Annotated in this window: 20 protein-coding genes; 13 read left to right on the top strand and 7 right to left on the bottom strand. The window is 69.8% G+C overall.

From position 1 onward, the window contains the following. Positions 1-107 precede the first annotated feature (107 nt). The 6 genes from EXE41_RS08660 (at position 108) to EXE41_RS08635 (ending at position 7,206) form a co-directional block, all read left to right on the top strand. Positions 108-1,814 carry a SipW-dependent-type signal peptide-containing protein gene (locus EXE41_RS08660; RefSeq protein ID WP_137690764.1) on the top strand — a complete coding sequence of 569 codons (1,707 nt, stop codon included), beginning with the start codon at positions 108-110 and terminating at the stop codon, positions 1,812-1,814. A gap of 200 nt (positions 1,815-2,014) precedes the next feature. Further along, on the top strand, positions 2,015-2,788 hold the full coding sequence (locus EXE41_RS08655) for a hypothetical protein (protein WP_086216600.1): 774 nt from the start codon (positions 2,015-2,017) through the stop codon (positions 2,786-2,788). After that, positions 2,785-3,894, top strand: coding sequence for a hypothetical protein (locus EXE41_RS08650; RefSeq protein ID WP_137690763.1), 1,110 nt, complete (start codon positions 2,785-2,787; stop codon positions 3,892-3,894). The genes EXE41_RS08655 and EXE41_RS08650 overlap by 4 nt, the downstream gene beginning before the upstream one ends. After that, the gene (locus EXE41_RS08645) at positions 3,894-5,009 is read left to right on the top strand and encodes a signal peptidase I (protein ID WP_137690762.1); all 1,116 of its coding nucleotides are present in this window, start codon (positions 3,894-3,896) and stop codon (positions 5,007-5,009) included. Before EXE41_RS08650 ends, EXE41_RS08645 begins: the two co-directional genes overlap by 1 nt. Then, on the top strand, positions 5,009-6,139 hold the full coding sequence (locus EXE41_RS19605) for a hypothetical protein (protein ID WP_241987209.1): 1,131 nt from the start codon (positions 5,009-5,011) through the stop codon (positions 6,137-6,139). Before EXE41_RS08645 ends, EXE41_RS19605 begins: the two co-directional genes overlap by 1 nt. A 269-nt stretch (positions 6,140-6,408) precedes the next feature. After that, entirely contained in the window at positions 6,409-7,206 is a 798-nt protein-coding gene (locus EXE41_RS08635; protein WP_137690761.1) for a ZIP family metal transporter, read from the top strand. Positions 7,207-7,225: 19 nt separating this feature from the next. Here the strand turns inward: EXE41_RS08635 and thiD are convergent, their stop codons facing one another. From thiD to EXE41_RS08610, 5 genes are all read right to left on the bottom strand, one after another. Beyond that, complete coding sequence (gene thiD, locus EXE41_RS08630; protein ID WP_137690760.1) at positions 7,226-8,083, bottom strand: bifunctional hydroxymethylpyrimidine kinase/phosphomethylpyrimidine kinase; 858 nt, start codon at positions 8,081-8,083, stop codon at positions 7,226-7,228. Positions 8,084-8,194: 111 nt separating this feature from the next. Then, the gene (locus tag EXE41_RS08625; RefSeq protein WP_049932168.1) at positions 8,195-8,824 is read right to left on the bottom strand and encodes a DsbA family protein; all 630 of its coding nucleotides are present in this window, start codon (positions 8,822-8,824) and stop codon (positions 8,195-8,197) included. A 56-nt stretch (positions 8,825-8,880) separates the two neighbouring features. Then, on the bottom strand, positions 8,881-9,747 hold the full coding sequence (locus EXE41_RS08620) for a phosphatase PAP2 family protein (protein WP_137690759.1): 867 nt from the start codon (positions 9,745-9,747) through the stop codon (positions 8,881-8,883). Beyond that, on the bottom strand, positions 9,744-11,639 hold the full coding sequence (locus EXE41_RS08615) for an ABC transporter substrate-binding protein (protein ID WP_137690758.1): 1,896 nt from the start codon (positions 11,637-11,639) through the stop codon (positions 9,744-9,746). Before EXE41_RS08615 ends, EXE41_RS08620 begins: the two co-directional genes overlap by 4 nt. A gap of 361 nt (positions 11,640-12,000) precedes the next feature. Continuing rightward, a complete protein-coding gene (locus EXE41_RS08610) occupies positions 12,001-12,303 on the bottom strand; it encodes a hypothetical protein (RefSeq protein WP_049932161.1) in 303 nt (100 codons plus the stop codon). Between the two features lie 128 nt (positions 12,304-12,431). Here EXE41_RS08610 and EXE41_RS08605 point away from each other — a divergent pair, with 128 nt between their 5' ends. Continuing rightward, the gene (locus EXE41_RS08605) at positions 12,432-12,863 is read left to right on the top strand and encodes an HIT domain-containing protein (RefSeq protein WP_049932159.1); all 432 of its coding nucleotides are present in this window, start codon (positions 12,432-12,434) and stop codon (positions 12,861-12,863) included. An 81-nt stretch (positions 12,864-12,944) separates the two neighbouring features. Next, positions 12,945-13,739, top strand: coding sequence for a CpsD/CapB family tyrosine-protein kinase (locus EXE41_RS08600; protein ID WP_137690757.1), 795 nt, complete (start codon positions 12,945-12,947; stop codon positions 13,737-13,739). Between the two features lie 27 nt (positions 13,740-13,766). Here EXE41_RS08600 and EXE41_RS08595 read toward each other — a convergent pair whose 3' ends face one another. Further along, on the bottom strand, positions 13,767-14,288 hold the full coding sequence (locus EXE41_RS08595; protein ID WP_137690756.1) for a hypothetical protein: 522 nt from the start codon (positions 14,286-14,288) through the stop codon (positions 13,767-13,769). Between the two features lie 163 nt (positions 14,289-14,451). Here EXE41_RS08595 and EXE41_RS08590 point away from each other — a divergent pair, with 163 nt between their 5' ends. Further along, positions 14,452-15,462 carry a transcription initiation factor IIB family protein gene (locus EXE41_RS08590; protein WP_137690755.1) on the top strand — a complete coding sequence of 337 codons (1,011 nt, stop codon included), beginning with the start codon at positions 14,452-14,454 and terminating at the stop codon, positions 15,460-15,462. A gap of 294 nt (positions 15,463-15,756) precedes the next feature. Here EXE41_RS08590 and EXE41_RS08585 read toward each other — a convergent pair whose 3' ends face one another. Continuing rightward, the gene (locus EXE41_RS08585; protein ID WP_049932841.1) at positions 15,757-16,605 is read right to left on the bottom strand and encodes a DUF6293 family protein; all 849 of its coding nucleotides are present in this window, start codon (positions 16,603-16,605) and stop codon (positions 15,757-15,759) included. A gap of 162 nt (positions 16,606-16,767) precedes the next feature. On the opposite strand from EXE41_RS08585, the gene EXE41_RS08580 reads away from it, so the two are divergent. The 4 genes from EXE41_RS08580 (at position 16,768) to EXE41_RS08565 (ending at position 22,500) form a co-directional block, all read left to right on the top strand. Then, positions 16,768-18,423 carry a GTPBP1 family GTP-binding protein gene (locus EXE41_RS08580; protein ID WP_049932842.1) on the top strand — a complete coding sequence of 552 codons (1,656 nt, stop codon included), beginning with the start codon at positions 16,768-16,770 and terminating at the stop codon, positions 18,421-18,423. A 247-nt stretch (positions 18,424-18,670) separates the two neighbouring features. After that, on the top strand, positions 18,671-20,314 hold the full coding sequence (locus tag EXE41_RS08575; RefSeq protein ID WP_049932843.1) for an ABC transporter substrate-binding protein: 1,644 nt from the start codon (positions 18,671-18,673) through the stop codon (positions 20,312-20,314). Between the two features lie 204 nt (positions 20,315-20,518). Next, entirely contained in the window at positions 20,519-21,514 is a 996-nt protein-coding gene (locus tag EXE41_RS08570) for an ABC transporter permease (protein WP_222104443.1), read from the top strand. Then, entirely contained in the window at positions 21,514-22,500 is a 987-nt protein-coding gene (locus EXE41_RS08565; RefSeq protein ID WP_049932845.1) for an ABC transporter permease, read from the top strand. Before EXE41_RS08570 ends, EXE41_RS08565 begins: the two co-directional genes overlap by 1 nt. The last annotated feature ends 1 nt before the right edge of the window (position 22,501 follow it).

Here is a 22,501-nt window from a genome sequence, read left to right as displayed (position 1 = left end):
ACGGGCGGGCGGAGCGTAGCGCACCCGACCGCGGCGGTCGCGGTCCTCCCACGTGGCGTACGACGGTTCGACTCCGTCGGTGGGACTCCCTTCGGGGATTCACAATCATGGCAGACAACGACAACATCGACTCCATCGGACTGTCGCGGCGGACCGTGCTGGCCGGCCTCGGCGCGGTCGGCGTGGCCTCGGCTGGCGCCGGTCTCGGTACCACGGCGTACTTCAACGACACCGAGTCGTTCGACGGGAACACCCTCACCGCGGGCCAGCTGGACCTGCTCGTCGACTGGCAACAGACCTACGACTTCGGCGAGGGCAACCAGTTCGTCAGCGCGCACCCGGACCACGACGGCGACGGCGAGCAGTCAATCGAGATCGACGGCGAGGTGTTCACGTACAGCGACTTCCCGGACGAGGACGACGAGGACAGCAACGGCGCGAACCTCCCGATCCTGGACTGCGAGACCATCCCGCCGCTGTCGGAGGCGGACTTCGGCACGGACCCCGTCACGGGCGAGGTGATGAAGACGCTGGTCCGGCTCACCGACGTGAAGCCCGGCGACTCCGGCGAGATCACCTTCTCGCTCCACCTCTGTGACAACCCCGGCTACATCTGGATGCAGGCGGCCAACGTCGACGACGACGGCGGCACCGAAACCGAACCGGAACTGATCGTCGACCCGGATAACCTCGGCGACCTCGGCGACGCCATTGAGGCGAAGCTCTGGTACGACGAGGACTGCGACAACGTGTACGACGGCGCGGAGCCGGTCGACATCATGCTCACGCTGGACTTCTCGGGGTCGATGCTGTACGATCAGTTCGACGGCGTGGTGAGCGAGGACAACATCACGGTGGGCGGGACCACCTACGACGAGACCACGAAGATCGACCTCGTCGAGCTCGGCACCCGCCAGTTCGTCGACTACCTCGAGTCGCAGGGGTCGGACGTCCAAGTCGGCGTCACGTACTTCGACGGCGAGGGGAGCGGCGACACCGAGCCTAGGACCGGGCTCCTCCAGCCGCTGACGGCCGACCTCGACGATGTCGACGACGCGCTCGACGGGCTCCGGAAGAAGCTCGCGAACGTCGTCAGCGGGACGAACAACGACCCCGACATCGACGACAGCGACGCGGACCCGTTCTCGAACGCGAGCGGCATCGCGACGGGGACGTACATCGGCGAGGGCGTCAACGACGCGCAGGCCGAACTCGACGCGAACGGCCGCGGCGGCGTCGAGTTCCGGAACATCGTCCTCTCCGACGGGGAGTCGTTCAACGGGACCGGCAGCACCCAGTTCGCCGACCCCGTGGACGCAGCCGACGACGCCCGCGCGGCGTCGCCGAACCCCGCGACGAACGTGTACACCATCTCCGTCGGCAGCGCGAACGACGCGGTGCTGTCGTCGATGGCCGGCCCCGCGGGGGGGCCGGGCGGCGATCCGTCATTCTTCAACGACGTCGACGACCCGCTCGTCATTCCCTCGGTGTTCGGGAACCTCGCGGCACAGACTGGACAGGAGAAGATCATCATCGAGGGCTCGCTCGCGGACGTGCTCGACGAGCTCGAGAGCGGCGACGGAATCCCGCTCGATGGGAACCGCGCGACGCCGTACGGCGAGCTGGCCGACCCGGCCGACGACGAGAACCGCGACCCGTTCGCGGGCGACGGCGTGATGCACTGCGTCGCGCTCGAATGGGAGCTGCCGATCGGCGTGGGCAACGAGGTTCAGGGCGACGCGCTCGGCTTCGACCTCGGCTTCTACACCGAGCAGGCGCGCCACAACGACGGCGCGGGGGTTCAGTCGGCCTGAGAGCGCGTCTCGGACCGCGTCACGGCGTCGGCGGGCGGGAACGAAGGTCTGTTGCCGATCGGCCGACCGCGGGCGGGTACGGCGTCCGTACCGCCCGGTACGGTCACCGATCCGGGCGGGTAGGGCGCGCATACATACGAGCGTCGTGAGAGTAGGAAGGGTATCGACGATACGGCCGTTCGGAGCCGCGACGACACACAATGACACAGAAAGAATCGGGACTCACGCGGCGGGAGGCACTCGCGGGCGCCGGAGCCGTCGGCTTCGCGGCCCTCGGGGCCGCCTCCGGACGACCGACGGGAACGGACAACTGGGACGAGTACACAAACTACACGTACGCTCAGACGGACACGCCGTTCAATCTGCTCGTCGGGTGGCGGCGCACGGAGAACGGGACGCTCGTTGATTCGAGCGCGGTCGGCGCGGTCGACGACGTCGGAGCGGTCGGCGTCCGGCTCGTCGACGTGGGCAACGCGCTGCCGCACGATTACGGCACCGCGAGCGTCGGGCTCCGGCTCGAAGATCCGGAGGACACCGCCCGCGTGTGGCTGCGGATCGACCCGCACCTCGACGGCGCCGACGCCGCGAGCGCCGCGCTCGCGGAGCGCGTCACGCTCACGGTCCGGCAGGACACCGGGATATTCGGCATCGGTAGCTGCGGCGGCGCCGAAGGCGAGTTCGCGAGCGCCGGGGAGCTGATCGCCGACGAGACGTTCGCGGACATCGACGGCTCCGCGCTCGCGGACGGGATCGAACTGCGCCCCGGGCTCCTCGGCGACGGCTGCCTCGCCCCGGGCGAACAGCGCTGCCTGACCTTCGCGTGGGAGTTCGACGGCGAGGGCGGCAACGCCGGACAGGGCGGCGCGGTCGACTTCCTCGTGGAGTTCGCCGCCGACGAGTGCGGCGCCGAGGGGAACCCCTTCGACGGGAACGTAGCGGCCGGGGGCGGCGGCGGCGCCGGAGGCGACGCATGAGCCCCGACGACGGCGGGCGGCGCCCGAGCGGGCTGAGCCGACGACGGCTGCTCGCCGGGATCGGCGGCGTCGGCGCGGTCGGCATGGCGAGCGGCATGGGCACGGGCGCGTACCTCGCCGATCGGGAGACGTTCCCGGGCAATGTCTTCGGCGCCGGCGAGGTCGGACTGACGGTCGATGGGGACCCCACCGACGGGACCGTCTCGCTCGGCCCGCTGACGGTCGATCGGACGACGTTCGACGAGCGTCCCGGGCCCGAGACGTTTGACGTGGGGGCGTCGGCGAACCCGGTACGGGTGTGGCTCGCGACCCCCTGTCCGGACGGCGATCGCCTCGGGAACGCCCTAGAGGTCGAGGTCGTCGTCGACGGCGAATCCGTGACCGGCGGGTACCGCCCCCTCGCCGAGGTCGAGCGCGACCTCGCGACCGGGGTGCGGATCGACGCCCGGTGTCTCGGGCCCGACGACGACCCGGTCGCCGTTGAGGTGTTCCCGTACCTCCCGGCGGACTCGCCCGACGTGGGCGGCGCGGCGACCGACCTGACGTTCCGGGTGTACGCGGAGCAGTGCCGCCACGTCGCCGAGGCGGACGCGGCGAGGTCGAACCCCTTCGTAGGGACCGAGTGCGCGTCGGCGTGCGTCCCCTGCGAGGACGAGAACGGCGTCGCGGTCGGCTCGCTCACGCTCCGGTACCTCGGCGACGACTCGGCGACCGTGGTCGTCGTCGCCACCGGCGGCGGCGCGGGCGGTCGAGGCACCGCCGGGACGACCGTGTTCGACGGCGAGGTGACTCCGGACGGGACTTTCGTGGTCGACGGGACCGCCGCGCCAACCAACGGCGACCCGGGCTGGATCGGCCCCAACATCTACCTCGACGACGGCGGGACGGGCACCGACCCCGAGACCGACGCCGACGGTACTGGCGGAAACGGCGGCGGCAGCAGAGGAAACGGAAATGGCGGCAACGGCGGCGGCCACGCGGGCGTCAACATCCACACGAGCTGTTCGGTTCCGCTCCGGGTCGGCGACGTCTACGGCGGGCTGTACGAGATCGCCGCGGCCGCGACCACGGGCGGTGAGCCGCTGTGCGGCACGGAGGAGAACTGATGACCAAACTACTCACATCACCACGGACGAAGCGCGCGGCGAACGTACTCGGGATCGTCCTGCTGATCGCCCTCGTCGCACCGTTCGCGGTGTACGCGGCGCCGGAGGTCGTCGGCGCGGACGAGAGCTTCGTCGTGCTCACGGCGAGCATGACGCCCGCCATCGCGCCGGGCGACGTGGTGATCGTCGCCGAGCGCGACCCGACTGCGATCGCCGAGGGCGACGTGATCACGTTCGTCCGCGGCACGAGCGACGTGCCGGTGACGCACCGCGTGATCGACGTGGTCGACGAGGCCGGGACGCTCGCGTTCGAGACGATGGGCGACGCCAACGAGGGGCCGGATCCGGGGCTCGTCCCCGCCGGGAGCCTCGTCGGCGCCGTGACGCTGACGATCCCGTACATCGGGTACGTGATCCAGTTCGCGGGGACGCGAGTGGGGTTCGTCGCGCTGGTCCTGTTCCCGTTCGGGCTGCTCGCCGCGACGGAGATCTGGTCTATCGTCCGGGGCCGCGACGGATCTGAATCGCAACCCTCGATGACCGTCGATCCGGTCGACCCCGTCGACGAACCCGGCGACGGAGACGGGGCGACGGCCGGACTCGATCCGGTAGTCGGGCCCGACCCGGCGGCTGGACCCGGTCCCGCGGCCGAAATCGTGACGGCGCAGGCGACGGAGGAGGCGAGCGGTTCCGGGGGCGTCTCGGTCGACGCCGTCGGCGGCGCGGCGGCGGTGCTCGCCGCGTTCGCCCCGTACGTGGTGTACGTCGCGTTCGAGCTCCGGACCGCCGTCGCGATATCGGTCGCGATCGGCGTGTCGACGCTGCTGCTCGGGGCGCTCGCCGCGTGGGTGCCCGCCAGCGGTGTCTTGGACCGCAGCGGTGGAACGCCGGATCCGGCTGTCGAAACGGACGCAAGCGGACCGACGACAGACGCGATGCGTAACAGAGACTCCCCCGAGTCCGACGGGGGCGCGTCCGAGCCGAACGACACCGTCGACTCGGCGGCGGTCGCCGCCGGGGCGGAGACGACGGCGGCCGAGGACGGGGCCGAGCCGGCGTCGACGCCCGGGTCGACACCGGTCTCACGTCCCGAGGCCGCCGGGGAGGGCGACTGATGGCCGCGAACCGTGGGCTCGTCGCGCTCGTCGCGCTGGCGGTCCTCGTGTGGGGCGTCGCGTTCGCCGGAGGGGGCACGGTCGCCGTCCTCTCGGCGAGCGTCGACGTGACCGCGACGTTCGAAACCCCGGACGAACTGAACCAGATCAACGAGACCTCGACCAACGGCAGCCAGACCAACGAGACCGCCGATGTCGATCTCACCGCGGTGGCCGTCGAGAACAGGACGAGCGACCCTGACGGAGACGGCGCCGGACTGGACCAGAATGTCTCGGCGCCCGTTGGGAGCAACGTTTCGGCGCCCGCTGGGAGCAACGTTTCGGCGCCCGCTGGGAGCAACGTCTCGGCGCCCACTGGCGGCAACGTCTCGGCGCCCACTGGCGGCAACGTCTCGGCGCCCACTGGCGGCAACGTCTCGGCGCCTACCGAAGAGAACGTCTCGGAACCCACCGCGGACACCAACGCCTCGGTCCCGGTAACCGACTCGGCGACAGCCGAAGCGGATCAGTCGGGGAACGAAACGGCAACCGTGGAAAACGAGGATAGTCCGTCTGAAACGCCGGACACCACGGATTCCGATACGTCTGACGCTGCGAACGAGAGCGCGTCGAGCCCGGCCGTGACATCATCAGACACGGACAGCAACGAGTCCGACCCGGCCGTGACATCCGCAGACACGGACAGCAACGAGTCTGACCCGGCCGTGACATCCGCAGACACGGACAGCAACGAGTCTGACCCGGCCGTGACATCCGCAGACACGGACAGCAACGAGTCCGACCCGGCCGTGACATCCTCGGGCACCGACGACACGTCGAACACCGACGACAGCACGTCTGACGCACAGAGTTCGGAGACCGACGCGAAGACTCTGACAGACGATGACGACACGTCGAACACCGACGACACGAACACCGACGACAGCACGTCTGACGCGCAGAGGTCGGAGACCGACGCGACGAGCCAGACGGACGATGACGACGCGTCGGAGCCGTCCGAACCGTCGCCGGAGCCGCCGGAGAACACGACCGAGCCGACGGCGAACGGATCGGCCAGCGCGGGGGACGCGACCGGCGCCGCCGCTTCGCCGAGCACGGTCGATGCCGTCGCGGTGGAGACCGACCGGTGACTTCGATTCGACCGCGGGGCGGATCGTGAACGTGGACGTACCGATTCGACCGCGACGGAGCGGAGTTCGAGGCGGCGGTCCGTCTTGTGCGCTCGGCACCAAGCTCGCAGTACTCCTGCTCCTCGTCGCGCTGTTTCTGTTGGTGCTTATTTCCGGTCTCGCTCACGGCTTGGGGTGAACTCGGCTTCGCCTCGGAGGGGTAGGTAGTTCCCAGCGCGTGGGGGCGTCCCTCGGAGTTATGACCCGGAGCGGCGTACCGTCGCGTACGAATGGTCGCACTCGACGCCTACGCGTTCGTGTTCGTCGCCGGGTTGATCACGGCGCTGGCGACCGGGATCGGCGCGCTGCCGTTCTTCTTCTTCGAGACGATCAGCGACCGCGGGAACGTGGCGCTGTGGGGGTTCGCGTCGGGGATCATGCTCTCCGCGTCGCTGTTCGGACTGATCCAAGAGGGGCTCGCGGAGGGGACAGCGGTTGAGATCGGCGTCGGGATGCTCGCGGGTGTCGTCCTCGTCGTCATCGCGCACGAGGTCCTGGCGGACGCCGAGATTGATCCGCGGGAGTACGAGGAGGCCGAGTTCAAGAAGCTGATCCTGATCCTCGGCGTGCTGACGGTCCACAGCTTTCCGGAGGGGATCGCGGTCGGCGTCTCCTTCGCCGACCTCGGGCTGGAAGGCGGGACCGCGCTGTTCGGCTTCACCGTCCCGCTGCTCGCCGTGTTCATGACCGTCGCCATCTCGATCCACAACGTCCCCGAGGGGACCGCCATCTCGATCCCGCTGCGGGCGATGGGCGTCTCGAAGTGGAAGATGGTGTGGTGGTCGGTGTTCTCAAGTCTCCCGCAGCCGATCGGCGCCGTGATCGCGTTCGCGTTCGTCCGGTACGCCCGCGAGTTTCTCCCGTACGGCTTCGGCTTCGCGGCGGGCGCGATGATCTACCTCGTCCTCTCGGAGTTCGTCCCCGAGGCGCTCGAAACGGGCGCCGACCTCCCGCGCGGCGGCAAACCGGTCCTCGTCGGCGGCGTCGCGCTCGGCGTCGCGCTTATGATCCCGCTCGCGTACCTGTGAGTTCCGGCGGCGGGGTCCGTCACTCCTCGCCCAACGCCGTGGGATTGACCGCGCCCGGGCCCTCTCCCACGTCGTAACCGCGTCGGACCGCTTCGGTCATCCCGGCGACCGCGGCGTCGACCGCGTCGCGGAGCGGCTCCCCTCTCGCCAGTCGCGCGGCGATCGCGCTCGACAGCGCGCAGCCGGAACCGTGCGTCGCCTCGGTGTCGATCCGCGGCGTCTCGAAGCGGTCGACGGTCGGCGCGACGCGTTCCGGGGAACTACCACCCGCGTCGTCGGCCCGGACGAGGGTGTCGACGACAGCGTCCCTCTCGGCGGATTCGCCGTCGAGGTGCCCGCCCTTCACCAGCGCCGCGTCGGCGCCGAGCGCGACGAGCTCGCGGCCCGCGCGCTCGGCATCGGCGGGGGTGTCGACCGGCGCGTCGGTCAGCACCGCGGCCTCGTCGGCGTTCGGCGTGACGAGCGTCGCGTCCGCGATCAGCCCCTCGTAGGCGTCCTCCGCGGCGGGCGAGAGCAGGCGATCCCCGGTCGCCGCGACCATCACGGGGTCGATGACGAGCGGGGCGTCCGTCTCCGCGACCAGTTCAGTCACTTGCTCGACGGTCTCGGCGGTCGCCAGCATTCCCGTCTTGATCGCCCCGACGGCGAAGTCGTCGGCGACCGCCGCGTACTGGCTCGCGACGTGATCGGCGGGGAGGGGGTGAACGTCCTCGACGCCGCGGGTGTTCTGCGCGGTCGTCGCCGTCACGACTGATGTGCCGAGGACGCCGTGCGCGCGCATCGCGGTCAGGTCCGCTTGGATCCCCGCCCCGCCGCCGCTGTCGCTGCCGGCGATCGTCAGCGCGACCGGCGGCTCGACCGGCTCGTACTCGGACATAGGCGTGATACAACCTAGTGGTATTAATTAGTGGTGCTCTTTCCGCTCGGCCGAGCTACCGGGTTCCTCGGACGGCGAACGGTCGGTGCCTCACCGCGACGACGAACGGATTCAGGTCCCCTCGACGAGCCGTTCGAGCTGCTCGGGCGGGACGGCGCCGCGCGCCGCGTACCCGTCGTATGCGAAGGTCGGCACGCCGGTAATCCCCTCCCGCTGCGCCTCGGTGAACCGCTCGCGGACGGTCTCGCGGAGCGTCTCGTCGTCGAGGGCCGACCGCACCTCGTCGGCCTCGGCGCCCGCGTCGACGGCGAGTTCGGCTAGGAGGTCGGCGTCGCCGATGTCCTCACCGTCCTCCCAGAGCGCGGCGAAGACCGCCTCGTCGAAGGCGAGCCACGTCTCGTAGTCGTGGTGTTCACGGAGGTAGTACGAGACGATCTGGGCGGGGAGCGAGTCGACATCCTCGGCGATGTCGAGGTCCATCTCCACGCCGTAGTCGTCGGCGAGCCGGCGGACGTTCTGTTTCGCCTGTTCGAAGTACTCGTCGTCTTTCCCGTCGTCGACGGAGTGGTCGATCGTCCCGTCCGGGCGGCGCTTCTGGCTCCGCAGGTCGAACGGGCGCCAGTCGATCGCGAGCTCCTCGTCGCGGTTCTCTTGATACTGTGAGAGGGACTGACGACCCAGATAACAGAACGGGCAGACGTAGTCCGAGTACACCGTGATGGTCTGTCGGTCGGCGCTCATGGGCGGGCGTAACGCCCGGCGATACAAAACGGTGTGTTCGGCGGCGGTCGAGGGGGTCAGTCGCTCGCGTTCGGCTCCGACGGCGGCTGGTCGTCCTCCGGGCCGTCGCGCGGGACTCCGGGGTCGGACCGCGGTTCGACCAGCCGGTACGCGAGCGCCACCGAGCCGAACGCGAGCGCGAACCCGGCGACGACGTCGGTGAGCCAGTGGATGCCGAGGTACATCGTCGCGACGACGACCGACAGCGAGAGCGGGACCGCGACCGGCGTCCACCGGGGGTACTCCTCGTGGGTCAGCACCGCGAACGTCCCGACGGTGACCGACAGCGAGGTGTGAAGCGACGGGAAGACGTTCGAGTTCACGTTCACCTCGCTCGTCAGCACCATCACGTCGGGCTGCGTGGTGAACAGCAGCGGCGTCACCATGTCGGGCATCACGTTCCGCGGGCCGTGGGCGAACACCGCCGTGTACAGCACCAGCCCGATCCCGTAGTTGAGCGCGTACGCGACGAGGACGCGGCTGAACGTCGTTGTCCGGGGGAGCGCGAGGTACGCGACCGGCGGGAACGCGAGCAGGAACGCGTAGCCGTACACGTACACCCACGAGAAGTAGGCGGTCAGCGCGGGGGTCGCGAACGTCGCCTGAACCCACGCGACGAAGCCGCCCTCCAGCCCGTAAATGAACGCCGTGGCCTGAAGGCCGAACAGCCTGGAGACGTCCAGTAGCGGGGGGCGCCCGACGGCGCTGGCGATCAGCACCGCGCAGACGACAGCGACGGCCCGACGCGCGTCCCAGAGCCGGTCGCGGAGCCCGCTCCACGTCTCGCGGAGCCGGGCGGGGCCGATCACCGCGACGCTCGCGACGACCAGCATCGCCACGACCCACGCCACGACCGACGTGAGGACCGAGAGGAACGGCGTCATCGCCCCCGTGAGAGCAGCCGCCCCTCGCCGTCGAACCGGTACCCGATTTCCCGGAGCGCCTCGCGGGCGGCCGCGACGTCCAGCGACCCACCGTCGTCGAAGAACGGGTGGACTGGGTCGCTCCCGTCGGCCCACGCCACCGACTCCGGAACATCAGCCGAGGACGCCGCGAGCAGCGAGGTCGCCGCCCGCGCGTAGCCGTCGAAGGCGCCGTCGACGATCGCGGTCTTATCGATCAGCCGAGCGATCACCGCCCGGAACCGGGGGTTCGACAGCGGGCTCCGGCGCACGTTGTACCCGACGTGGTAGAACGCCGCCGACCGCCCGCTCACGAGCCGGGCGTCAGCCGAGCGACCGATCCGCGGGACCGACTCGGGCCCGAGGTTCGAAACGGTGGCGTCCGCGAGTCCCTCGGCGACCGACTCCACGGCCGAGATGTCCGACGGCAGGACCTCGATGCGGAGCCGGCCGAAGGCGGGCTTCCCGTGGTATCGGGACGGGACCCCCGCTCGCGGGTCAGCGGTCTCCCCGGACGCGTCCGCGTCGTCCTCGGGCGTCGACCGGACGAGGAAGTGGTCGGGATTCCGCTCGAAGGCGACCGACTCCCCGGCGGTCGCCTCGACGAACCGGAGCGGCCCGCTCCCGACGGGGTCGGGGTTGTTCGAGACGATCGCCTCCGTGGTCTCGAAGTCGAACTCGAAGCCGGCGATCGTCGCCGCGCCGGTCCGCTCCGACCAGACGTGTTCCGGGAGGATCGGCACCCGGAGCGCCCTGGCGGCGACCGTCTCGTTCACGTCGGCCACGGTGAGTCGGACCGTCGACTCGTCGCGGGCGCGCGCCCCCTCGACGACGGAACTCCGGCCGCGGAACCGGGGGGTCGGAACCGGGGTCTCGACGTTCCCGAGGGAGGTGTCGCGGAGGAACGCGTAGGTGAACGCCACGTCGCTCGCCGTCACGGGCTCGCCGTCGTGCCACCGGGCCTCTCGGAGCGTGACGTCGAGCGTGGTCTCGTCGACCCGTTCCCAGCCGGTCGCCAGCCACGGGAAGAACTCGTCGCCGTCCGCGCGGACGAGGGGGTCGTACAACAGACCCGTGAACGTGCCGTGGTTCCGGTATTCGGCGGCGATCGGGTTCCAGTTCTCCGTGATCCGGTCGTCGGTCGTCACGAGCCGGAGGGCATCCCCCGTCGCGTCGGCGGCGGCCGCGTCGGTCGTCGTCTCAACGCCGCCCGCCGACGCGTTCGTCGCGGAACCGCCGCTTCCCGAGCCGTCGGCGGCGACATCGTCGAGTTCGAGGAGCCCGGTGACGGAGAGCGGCTGTCGGTCCTCCGTCCAGCCGTCGAACCGGCTCTCTTGGACGGCGGTGAGCGCGTCGGGGAACGCGACGACGGAGAAGGGCTGAAGCTCGCACACCGTCTCTTGGAGGGCGTCGACGGCGTCGTCGCGGTCGCGGCCGGCCGCCCGGCGCTGCCGTTCGAGCAGGTCGTCGACGGCCATCTCCGTGAGGCCGAAGGGGTTCTGCCACCCCGACTCCGCGACGAACCGCGAATGGGTCAGCCCGTACAGCGCGTCGGGGTCGAACGGCTCCGTCTCCACGAACTGCCCGACGTAGAGGTCGAAGTTCTGGTTGATGAGCACCTTCCGCCAGAGGTCGGTCTGTCCGACGGTGTTGAGCCGGACATCGATGCCGACGGCGGTCAGGTGCTCTTCGAGCTGTCTGGCGATGCGGATCCCGTTGGGGTCGGCGTCCGCCGGCGTGGCGTTGATCTCGAGGGTCAGCTGCTCGGGGGGATCGCGGCCGGCGATGTTCTCCGTGCGACCGAGACAGCCGGCGCTGGCGGCCGCGAGGCCGAGCCCTGCGAGCGCCGCTCGTCGACTGATCGATCGCGTCATTCGGACGTTTCCACCTGTTTTCAGCCGCTCGGTATATCTCTTCTGTGCCGTCGTCGCGCCGAGAGCGGTCGCACCGACGCCGTCGGGCCGCCCGAGCGCCGAGGCGAGCCGCCTCAGATGGCGTTCGGCAGCGGGAGCGCCAGCTCGGCGAGGAGCCCCGCGCGTGGGGGATAAGGGCGGGCGGAACCGCAACCCGAGCGCCGTGAAGTCAACGAGGAATCCGGTACCAAATCCGGCGACTGCGGCGAGGAGTCCGGCGACGGCGGCGGTCCGGTTCATGCGCCGCACCTGTACGTCTGAAAACAAACCGGGGCGTGTCGGACCGCGGCGCTATCGGTGGGTGCCTAGCGCCGGTCCCCCGTCACCACGTCTCGACGACGCCGTCGCGGACGTCCTCGGCGCACCCCTCGCAGTCGGGGTGACCCGACTCGAAGCAGGCCGGACGGCCCTCGGCGTCGACCGGGACGGTCCGGCGCTCCGCGTGGCGGCGGCAGACGATGCGCGCCGCGCCGGACTCGTCGGTCGGGAGGTCGAACCGCGCCGCGGCCGCCGCGTCGCCCTCGGGGTCATCGCGCCCCTCGGCGTAGGCGCGTTTGGCCTCCTCGAACTGTTTGCCCGCCTTGCGGAGCTGCTGGCGGATCACGCGTTCGAGCCGGTCGTCCATACCCGCCGTTTCGGCGCGGCGGATATAGGTCCGTTGGCGGCGCGGGACGCAGGCGCCGCGACGGCGCAAATCTTGAGGGACCGCCGCCCCGGGAAACCTTGATGAGACGGCCGAGCGATCGCTCGGGTATGTCCGACGACTGTATCTTCTGTTCGATCGTCGCCGGCGACATCCCGGCGCGCACCGTCTACGAGACCGATTCCGTGCTGGCGTTCCTCGACGCGAACCCGCTCGCGCGCGGACATACGCTCGTGATCCCCAAGTCGCACGCGCACCACGTCGGCGACCTCGACGCCGACCTCGCGAGCGACCTGTTCGGCGCGGCCGCGTCGCTCACGCCGGAGATTCAAGCGGCCGTCGGCGCCGACGGGGCTAACGTCGGCGTCAACGACGGCGAGGCGGCCGGGCAGGAGGTCCCGCACGTCCACGTTCACGTCGTCCCGCGCTTCGAGGGCGACGGCGGCGCGGCGATCCACGCGGTCGCCGGCGGGCGGCCGGACCTCTCCGACGACGAACTCGACGCGGTCGCCGACGAGGTCGCGGCCGCGATAGACGGGTAACGACGGCGAGGGAAGTAGCGCCGGCGCGACCCGCCGCCCGAGTTCGCGATTCTTAAGAACACCCTCCGGCGAGGCCGGCGTATGAACGCGACGACGCTCGCGCTGGTCGGGGCGACCGGCGGCGCGGGGACGACGCGGACCGCTGTCGAGCTGGCGGCGATGGGTGCGCGCGACGGCGCCGACGTGGCCGTCGTCGACGCCGCGTTCACGACGCAGGGACTCTCCGAGTACGTGAGCGGGCGCATCGACCCCGACCTCACGGCGCTCCTCACGGACGACTCGGACGCGGCGCTGTCGGCGGCGGCGTATCCGGTCGTCGGGACCGGCGGGGACAGCGGGCGGACCGCGGACGGCGAGCGCGACGCGCCGGACCTCCCGGGACGGGTCGACGCGATACCCGCGCGAGCGCCGTTCGAGCGCGTCGCGCGTGCGAAGACGGCGGAGGCCGCCCGGAAGCTGGAGCGCCGGATCGGCGAAGCGGCGACGACGTACGACGCGGTGGTCGTCGACGCCACGCCGGTCGGGTCGAACGAGGCCGTCGCGGCCGCGACGACGGTCGACCGCGCGGTCGCGGTCAGGCCGGCGACGGTCCACGGGCGCGACGCGGCCCAGCGGCTCCGCGGCCGGATCGCCGACGTCGGCGGGAGCCTCGACGCGACGCTCGCGGTCGAGCGACCGGGGAGCGGTGACGGCGAGGAGGGCGACGGGGTCGTCCGCGTGCCGGCGACCGATCCCGAGGTGGCGGCCGCGCCGACCGCGGCTAGAGGGGATGACGCGTACGCGCGGGCGATCGCGACCGCGTACGAGGCGGCGTTCGACGCGACGCTCGACGTGGAGTTTCCGAAGCCGAGCCTCGTCGAGCGGTTCGCGCCCTGACGCGGAGCGGAAAGACGGTATCGGCGCTCAGCGGAGGCCGTCGGTGGAGCCGAGCGCGTCGCCGAGGGGGTCGTCGGCGCCGAGTCCGTCTCCCAGCGGCGCGGAGCCGGCGACCTGCGCGTCGACCGCCTCCGCGACGGGCTCGACCGGGTCGTGCGTCTCGACGTACGTCGCCAGCGCGAAGTCCGCCTCGTCGCCGCCGGTGAGCGCGACGGCCTCGCTGCGGGGGGTCCGGCCGGCGAGCCAGTCGCGGACGATGTCACGTGCGGTGGGTGAGAGCGGACAGACGCCCGCGACGCCGCAGCGGTGGAGCGCCTTCGCGGCCGTCATCGGGCTGACGCCCGCCTCACGCGCCGCGTCGCCGACGCTCCGGCCGGCGGTGTAGGCGTCGACGAGCGTGGCGGTCGCCTCTGACGTACACGGGAGCGACTCGGCGTGGTCCGACAGGCGGTCGACGAGCGGCGTCTCCGTGTCGTCGGCGAGGGCGACTCCGCGATCGCGCTGGCGCGAGGTCACCTCGATCCCCGCCGCGATCTCCGACAGCGTCATGCGGATTCGTGTCTCGCACGAAATGTTAAAACCACCGTACTGCGGCGCGGTCGCCGCCGCGATCACCGACCGATAACCGGTCGGTTCGGCGGCGCCGATCCGGCCGATCGACCGCCGATTCGCCCGGGTTTAAGTAAGGCTTCGGGCCGGAGTTCGACGTGTGATGAGTGACGCACGCTCGACCCGCGTTCGTTCGCCCCGTACAGATACCGACGACATCGCGACGACGGACCGCTCGGCGACCGCCGACGGTGCCGCGACCGCGGACCGCACAGCGGCCGCCGAGGGGTCCGAGACCGCGTCCGCCGCCGAGACCGGAAACCGCGAGACGTGTCCCGAGTGCGGCGGCCGCACGCGCGTCGACGGCGCGGAGCGCGTCTGCGCCGACTGCGGGCTGGTCGTGGACGCCGACCGGATCGACCACGGCCCCGAGTGGCGGTCGTTCGACGACGAGGACACGGATCCGAAACGCACCGGCGCGCCCCTAACGCGGTCCCGCCACGACCGCGGGCTCTCGACGGAGATCGGCCGGTCGACCAAGGTGAAGGGGCGCAAGCGCCGCCGGCTCGCCCGGATGCGGACCCAGCACAACCGCGCGCAGATCTCGACGAAGCGCGACCGAAACAAGGTGTACGCGTACACCGAGATCCGGCGGCTCACCGGCGTCATGGGCCTGCCCGATAGCGTCCGCGACGCCGCCTGTGCGCTGTTCGACTCCGCGCAGGAGGAGAGCCTGCTCCGCGGGCGCTCGCTGGAGGGCTTCGCGGCCGCCTGCGTCTATGTCGCCTGCCGGACGGCCGACGTGTCTCGCACGGTCGGCGAGGTGTGCGCCGAGGCGAAGGCGACGGAGGACGAGCACCAGGCCGCCTTCGACGCGATGAACCGCGAACTCGGCCTGCCGATCGCGCCCAGCGGTCCCGCGGAGTACCTCCCGCGGTTCGCGAGCGACCTCGGCTGCGATCCCGCCGTCGAGCGTCGGGCGGGCGAGCTGGCCGAGCGCGCCGTCGAGGAAGGGATCGCCAACGGCCGAAACCCGGTCGGCGTCGCGGCCGCCTGTCTGTACACCGCGGCCCGGGAGCTCGACGCGGAGTGTACGCAGCAGGCGGCCGCGGACGTGGCCGGCGTGACGCCGGTGACCGTCCGGCGGACCTACGTCGACCTGACGGAGGAGTAAGTCGGAGAAGCGCCGACGGGGGACCCGTCGGCCGTGACGATCCGCCGGGCGGGCGCGGCGGCGTCAGCAGGGACCGGCCGCCCCGAGAGGGAGCTGGCGACCGGCGGCTGATAGCGGACAGGCGGTGTGGAGGGCAGGGAGGGCACCCCGACCGTCCGGCGGGCGTCACGCATCTGGATCGACGTGCGGGGGATAATTCTACGTTAGCTATTGACAGTACGGATAGACCGAACAACACGGTTGGGTCGGACGACTCGCGGTTTGCGTGTCGACCGTTTCGTCTGGGCCGCCCTGCTACCGCCCGTCGAGCTTGTGCTTGAACGCGAAGAAGACCCGGCGACCGGTCTCGGTGAGTCGGACCGTGTCGGAGCGTCCGATGTCCTCGAGATCGACGTAGCCGCGCTCCCGCAGCGGCGAGAGGACGTGCGTCTCTAAGGCGCGGTACTTCGCCGTCCGGCTCTCCCCCGCCTCGCGGAGGAACGACAGCTCGCGCTCGCGCGCCCACTCGATCAGGTTCCACTTGTCGGTGGTCAGGTTCCCCTCGGCGCGGTCGTGGAGCCGACCGAGCACCGCGACCTGGTCGGTCGTTGGGGCGTCCATGGGGTAGATCGGGAGGTCGACCGTGCGCTCGATGCCCGTCGTGAGCGGTTCCTCGCGCCGGTCGTGGCGGTGGCGCTCCGGCTCGACGCTGTAGGGCCGCGCGCCGACAATCATACAGGCGAGCGCGACGCCGACCGCGGCGATCCGCGGTCCGGTCGAGACGTTCCCGAAGAGCCGGTCGCCGTCCTCGGCGCTCGCCCGGTGGCGGGCGGCGACGGTCGTCGTCACGCCGAGCACGTCGTACACGTCCGCGTGGGCGACGGGGATCGCGCGGACCTCGGCGAACTCGGCGACCGCCGCCCACGCGTCGCGCTGGTAGGCCGTGAGCCCGTCGGGATCGATGCGGATGTCACCGGGGTCGACCGCCTGCGCGGCGTCGAAGTCAACGTCGCCGCGGGCGGCGTCGCGGTCCGGGGCGTCGACGAGGAGGTACGCGACGTCGGCGCCGTGGCGGCGGAGCGGTTCGACGATCCGGTCGCGCTCGTACCCGAGCGGGACCACGTGGACGCGGCGTTCGGAGACGCTGGGGACCGAGGTGTCCATACATCGGCTCCCGCCGGCGATCGCTTAAAGGGTGCGTCGGGGGTCGGCGGGCAAGCGTACGGTGGCGGCTCCCGGGCGCTCCCGACGCCTCGGTACCGATCACGTGACGTGAGGACTCATAGCACGAAAACCGTTAAGCCCGGCTGTCGCCTACAAGTCGGTATGAGCGCTGACCGGTCCGCCCTCCGGCGGGCCATCGAGCGCGGCGAGCGAGACGGCGGCGCGATCGAGTTCAAGGAGCGCCTGACGCGCGAGGTCCACCTCGCCGACGGGCGCATGGAGTCGCTCGTGGCTCAGCTCCGCCACCGTGTCCTCTCCGGCGACGGCGAGGCTACCTACGTCCTCGGCGTGACCGACGACGGCGGGTTGGCCGGCGTCTCCCCCGACGCCTTCTCCGAGACTATGGACGTGCTCTCGCTTTTGGCCGACGAGGCCGACGCCCACATCGCCGACGCCGAGACGTGGAGCGCCGGCTCCGGCGGCGACGGCGACGAGGCGGGCCTCGTGGGGCTCGCCACGCTCCGCGACGGCGGCGTGTTCGAGGCCGACGAGGACCACCTCGTCGTCGGCACGGCGGGCCACGTCGACCACGGCAAGTCGACGCTGGTCGGGACGCTGGTCACCGGGCGCGCCGACGACGGGCAGGGCGGCACGCGGGGCTTCCTCGACGTCCAGCCCCACGAGGTCGAGCGCGGCCTCTCGGCCGACCTCTCGTACGCGGTGTACGGCTTCGCCGACGGCGCCGACGAGCCGGTCAGGATGGACAACCCCCACCGCAAGTCCGACCGTGCGGGAGTCGTCGAGGCCGCCGACCGGCTCGTCTCCTTCGTCGACACCGTCGGCCACGAGCCGTGGTTGCGGACGACGATCCGCGGGATCGTCGGCCAGAAACTGGACTACGGGCTCCTCGTGGTCGCCGCCGACGACGGCCCGACGAAGACCACCCGCGAACACCTCGGCATCCTCCTGGCGACCGAGCTCCCGACTATCGTCGCGATCACGAAGGCGGACGCCGTGGGCGACGACCGGCTCGCCGCGGTCGAGCGCGAGGTCGAGTCGATGCTCCGGGACGCGGGCCAGACCCCGCTGCTGGTCGACCGGCACGGCGTCGACACCGCGGTCGCGGAGGTCGGCGACGGAGTCGTCCCCCTGCTGCGGACCAGCGCGGTGACGAAAGACGGGGTCGAGACGCTCGACCGGCTGTTCGAGCGCCTCCCGAAGCGCGCGACGCCGGACCGGGAGGCCTTCCGGATGTACGTCGACCGCAGCTACAAGGTGACGGGCGTGGGCGCCGTCGTGTCCGGCACGGTGAATTCGGGGACCGTCGAGACGGGCGACGAGCTCCTCCTCGGGCCCATGCCCGACGGCTCGTTCCGCGAGGTGGAGGTGCGGTCGATCGAGATGCACTACCACCGGGTCGACAAGGCGACGGCCGGGCGGATCGTCGGCATCGCGCTGAAGGGCGTCGACGAGGCGGAGATCGAACGCGGGATGGCGCTGGTCCCCCGAGACAGCGAGCCGGAACCGGTCCGCGAGTTCGACGCCGAGGTGATGGTACTCAACCACCCGACGCGGATTCAGGAGGGGTACGAGCCGGTCGTCCACCTCGAAACCGTCTCTGAGGCGGCCGCGTTCTTCCCGGACGAGGGGCGACTGCTCCCGGGCGACACCGGCGAGGCGCGCGTCCGGTTCAAGTTCCGGCCGTACCTGATCGAGGAGGGACAGCGCTTCGTCTTCCGCGAGGGGTCGAGCAAAGGGGTCGGAACGGTGACTGGCACCGGAGACGCCGCGGAGGACGCGGCGCCGAGCGAGCGCTGACTCGCCGGTCGGGTGCCGCACTCAAACTGACTCGCCGGTCGCGTGCCGCACGCAAAATATCAGTATTTTGTCCGATTTTTATCCACTGATATATCAATAAATTTCGGATCATGGCAGCCGTTTCTCCCTGATTCGGACGGAGTTCGACGGAGTACGTATGGACAAAAGGACAACAAAGCGAACAGAGATGACCATACGACCACGCCAACCCAAAGTACTTATTAAATAGAAACAAGTGGACGACTGTATGCGTCGACAACACACACAACGCATTTCGCGACGGAAGGTCCTCGCCGGCGGAGCAGCCGGCACCTCCCTCCTGCTCGCCGGGTGTGCCGGTGGGGGGGACGGCGGCGACGGTTCGGACGGCTCAGACGGCGACGGCTCTGACGGCAGTGACGGTTCGGACGGCTCCGACGGCGGCAGCGCCCCGACCCTGTACTTCGCGCAGGCGAAGGGCCCGCTCGACATGGACCCCGTCGTCATGAACGACGTGCCGTCCGCGCAGATTGCCGGGCGGATTTTCGACGGGCTCTACGAGTACAGCGACGGCGTCAGTCTGGAGCCGAAGATCGCCGCGGACATGCCGACGGTCGAGCGCGACGGCACGCGCTTCATCGTCCCGATCCGCGAGGACGCCCAGTTCAAGAACGGCGATCCCGTCACCGCGGAAGATGTCGTTCACACGATGCTGGCGCCCGTCGAGGAACAGACCGAGAACGCATCAGAAGTCGACATGATCGATACCGGGGAGGTGATCGATGAGAAAACCGCACAGTTCGACCTCTCGTACCCGTACGGCGCGTTCACGATCGCCATGGCCCGGAACGTCGTCAACGCCTCCGTCCGACAGGAAGACACGGACGCGTACAACATGGGTCCGGTCACCTCCGGGCCGTTCCGGCTCGCCGAGTGGGAGCCGGAGAGCTACGCGACGCTGGAGCGGTGGGACGACTACTGGGACAGCGATAACCTCCCGGAGATCAGCACAGTCGAGTTCGAGCCGATAGTCGAACAGACGACGCGGGTCACCGAGCTGGAGACTGGGAACGTCGACATCGTCGAATCGATTCCGCCGCAGCTGTACGAGACGGTCGAAGGGAACCAGAACGCCACGCTGACAGAAGAGCCGGGGATTGGGTACTTCTATCTCGCGTTCAACTGCGGCGAGGGACCGACGAGCGACCCGCTCGTCCGCGAGGCGGTCGACTACTGCGTCTCGATGGACCAAGCAGTCGAGAACTTCGTCGAGCCGGCCGGCGTCCGCCAACATAGCCCCTACCCGGCCTCGATCTCTGAGGAGTGGGACTTCCCGACCGACGAGTGGTCGGACATTCAACACGATCAGGACCTGGAAGAGGCGCAGGCGCTGTTCGAGGAGGCTGGGGTCTCGATGGACTACAACTGGCGGATCATCGTGCCGCCGGACAACAAGCGCGAGCAGATCGGCATCTCCATCGGCGACGGGCTCCAGAATGCTGGCTTCCAGAATGTCGAAGTCCAGCGTCTCGACTGGGGGACGTTCCTCGACGCGTACGTCACTGGTAGCGAGGACGACTACAACATGTACACCCTTGGCTGGTCGGGCTCGCCGGACCCAGACACGTTCGCGTACAACCTGCTGAGCCAAGAAACGGAAGGCACGAACAACGGGACGTTCCACGACTACGACGAGGCCTCGCAGATGCTGACGCAGGCCCGCGAGTCGTCTGACCGCGAGGAGCGTCGCCAGCTCTACATCGACGCGACGACGACGCTGCTCGAAGGGCGCGTCCACATGCCGGCGTACAACCTGAACAACTCTTACGGCGTGCGCAACGTGGTGGAGGGCTTCAGCTCGCACCCGATCTCGTCAGAGGTCCAGCTGGACGGCGTCACTGTGAACCGATAACCGGCCCCGGAGGTTTGGGGATCGGACCCACGGAGCGGACCCGGGCGGTGCGCGCTCGGAGCGGGTTGGGCCGTAAGTGTGCCCTCTTGGGCGGTTGGCGGCGGGGTCGGCTGCCCGCTTGCGGCTCCAAATTGGCACGTCGGCGGGAGCGAAACAGATAAGCGACAGCAAAAACCGAGTCGAAGCAACAAGAGATCCACGACAGTGAGTTTACTTCGGTACACACTCCGGCGGTTCGCACAGGCGATACCCGTACTGATAGGTATCGTGACGATAACCTTCTTCCTAGCCAACCAGATTCCCGGCGATCCGGTCGAGATCATGTTGGGGCCAACGCCGGCACAGGAGCAGGTCGAGGCGATCCGGGCCCAGTACGGCCTCGACCGACCGATACACGTTCGGTACTTCACGTACCTCAGCGGCGTCGCAACGGGAGATCTAGGGCTTAGTATCTACTACGACCGCCCTGTCTTGGAGATGATCCTGCTCCGGCTCCCAGTGACGCTGCTGCTCATGCTATCAGCGTTCGCGTTCGCGATCGTCACCGCGATCCCGCTCGGCGTGATCTCGGCGAAGCGGCGCAATGAGCCGGCGGACCACGTCTCGCGGATCGTCTCGCTCATCGGCGTCTCGACGCCGTCGTTCTGGATCGGGCTGGTGTTGATCATCGTCTTCGCGTTCTACCTCGGATGGTTCCCCGCGCGAGGGCTCGTCCTCCCGTGGGCCGACCCGGCGGACGTGCGGGGGGCAGCGACGCGGATTGGGGTGTTACGCCAGACGGCGCATCACCTCTTCTTACCCATGATCGGGCTCGGAACGCTCCAGATGGCGCAGATCACCCGGATCGAGCGCTCGTCGATGGTCGATTCGCTCCAGGGCGAGTACGTGAAGCTCGCTCGGGCGTACGGCGTGCCCGAGTCGACGATCGTGCGCAAGCACGCGTTCCAAGTCGCGCAGCTCCCGGTGATCACCATCATTGGCCTGGGGCTCTCAACCGCGCTCGGCGGCGCCGTCCTCACGGAGACCGTCTTCGAGATTCAGGGGATGGGCCGGTTGATCATTACTGCGATCAACAATCAGGACTACCAGCTGATCATGGGCACGACGCTCGTGTTTGGGTTCGTCTACGTGATCGGCGTGATCGTCACGGACATCACGTACAGCTACCTCGACCCGCGGGTCACATACGGTGACGAGTAATGTCTGTCAACAGCGCAACTTCGGACGACGACACGCCGGACAACAGCGACGAGAGCGGTGGGCCAGACGAGGTCGAGGCCCGCGTCGGGCTCCGGTACACGCTGAAGCAGGTCAGACAGGACACGACGGCGCGGATCGGGACCTACATCGTCGGGTTCATGACGTTCGTCGCGATCTTTGCCGCGTTCGACTACTACGTTCTCGATTACGCCATCGCTGAGGCGGTGCTGTATAATCCGGAGACCGACCCACAGAACGTGCGGCGGCTGCTCCCGCCGGTCGGCATGGAGAACCAGTTCGGACAGGGCGTACTCGAACACCCGCTCGGCACCGACCACCGGGGCCGCGACCTGCTCTCCCGGACAATCTACGGGACGCGGATCGCCATGACGGTCGGGTTCCTCGCGACCGCCATCGGCCTCGGCGGCGGTACCGTCATCGGCGCGGTCTCCGGCTACTACGGCGGCTGGATCGACGACGTGCTCCAGCGCGTCACCGAGACTATCTACGCCATCCCGTTCCTCGTCTTAGTCATCGCGTTCATGACCGCGTTCGGCCGGGACCTCACGTTCGCGATGGTGGGCGTCGGGATCACCGCGATCCCCGTTTTCAACCGTCTCATCCGGTCCCGCGTGGTGTCCATCCGTGAGGAGGACTACGTCGAGGCCGCGCGGGCGGCCGGGGTGAAAGACCGGAACATCATCTTCCGGCACATCATCCCCAACAGCTTCGCCCCGGTGCTCGTCCAGGCGACACTTCAGGTCGGGGTAAGCATCCTCATCGTGGCCGGACTCTCGTTCCTCGGCTTCGGCGCGCAGCCGCCGACGCCATCGTGGGGGCAGATGCTGTCCGCCTCGCGGGGGTACATGCTCCCCGCGCCGACGTTCAGCATCTTCCCCGGTATCGCGATTCTGATCACCGTCATCGGCTTCAACATTCTCGGCGACGGCCTCCAAGACGCCCTCGATCCGCGGATCAACAACTGAT

Source organism: Halorubrum sp. SD690R, from assembly GCF_005435035.1.
Taxonomy (GTDB): Archaea; Halobacteriota; Halobacteria; order Halobacteriales; family Haloferacaceae; genus Halorubrum; species Halorubrum ezzemoulense.
Note: the sequence above shows the minus strand (reverse complement) of the source record. Positions and strands in the feature narration are given on the sequence as shown.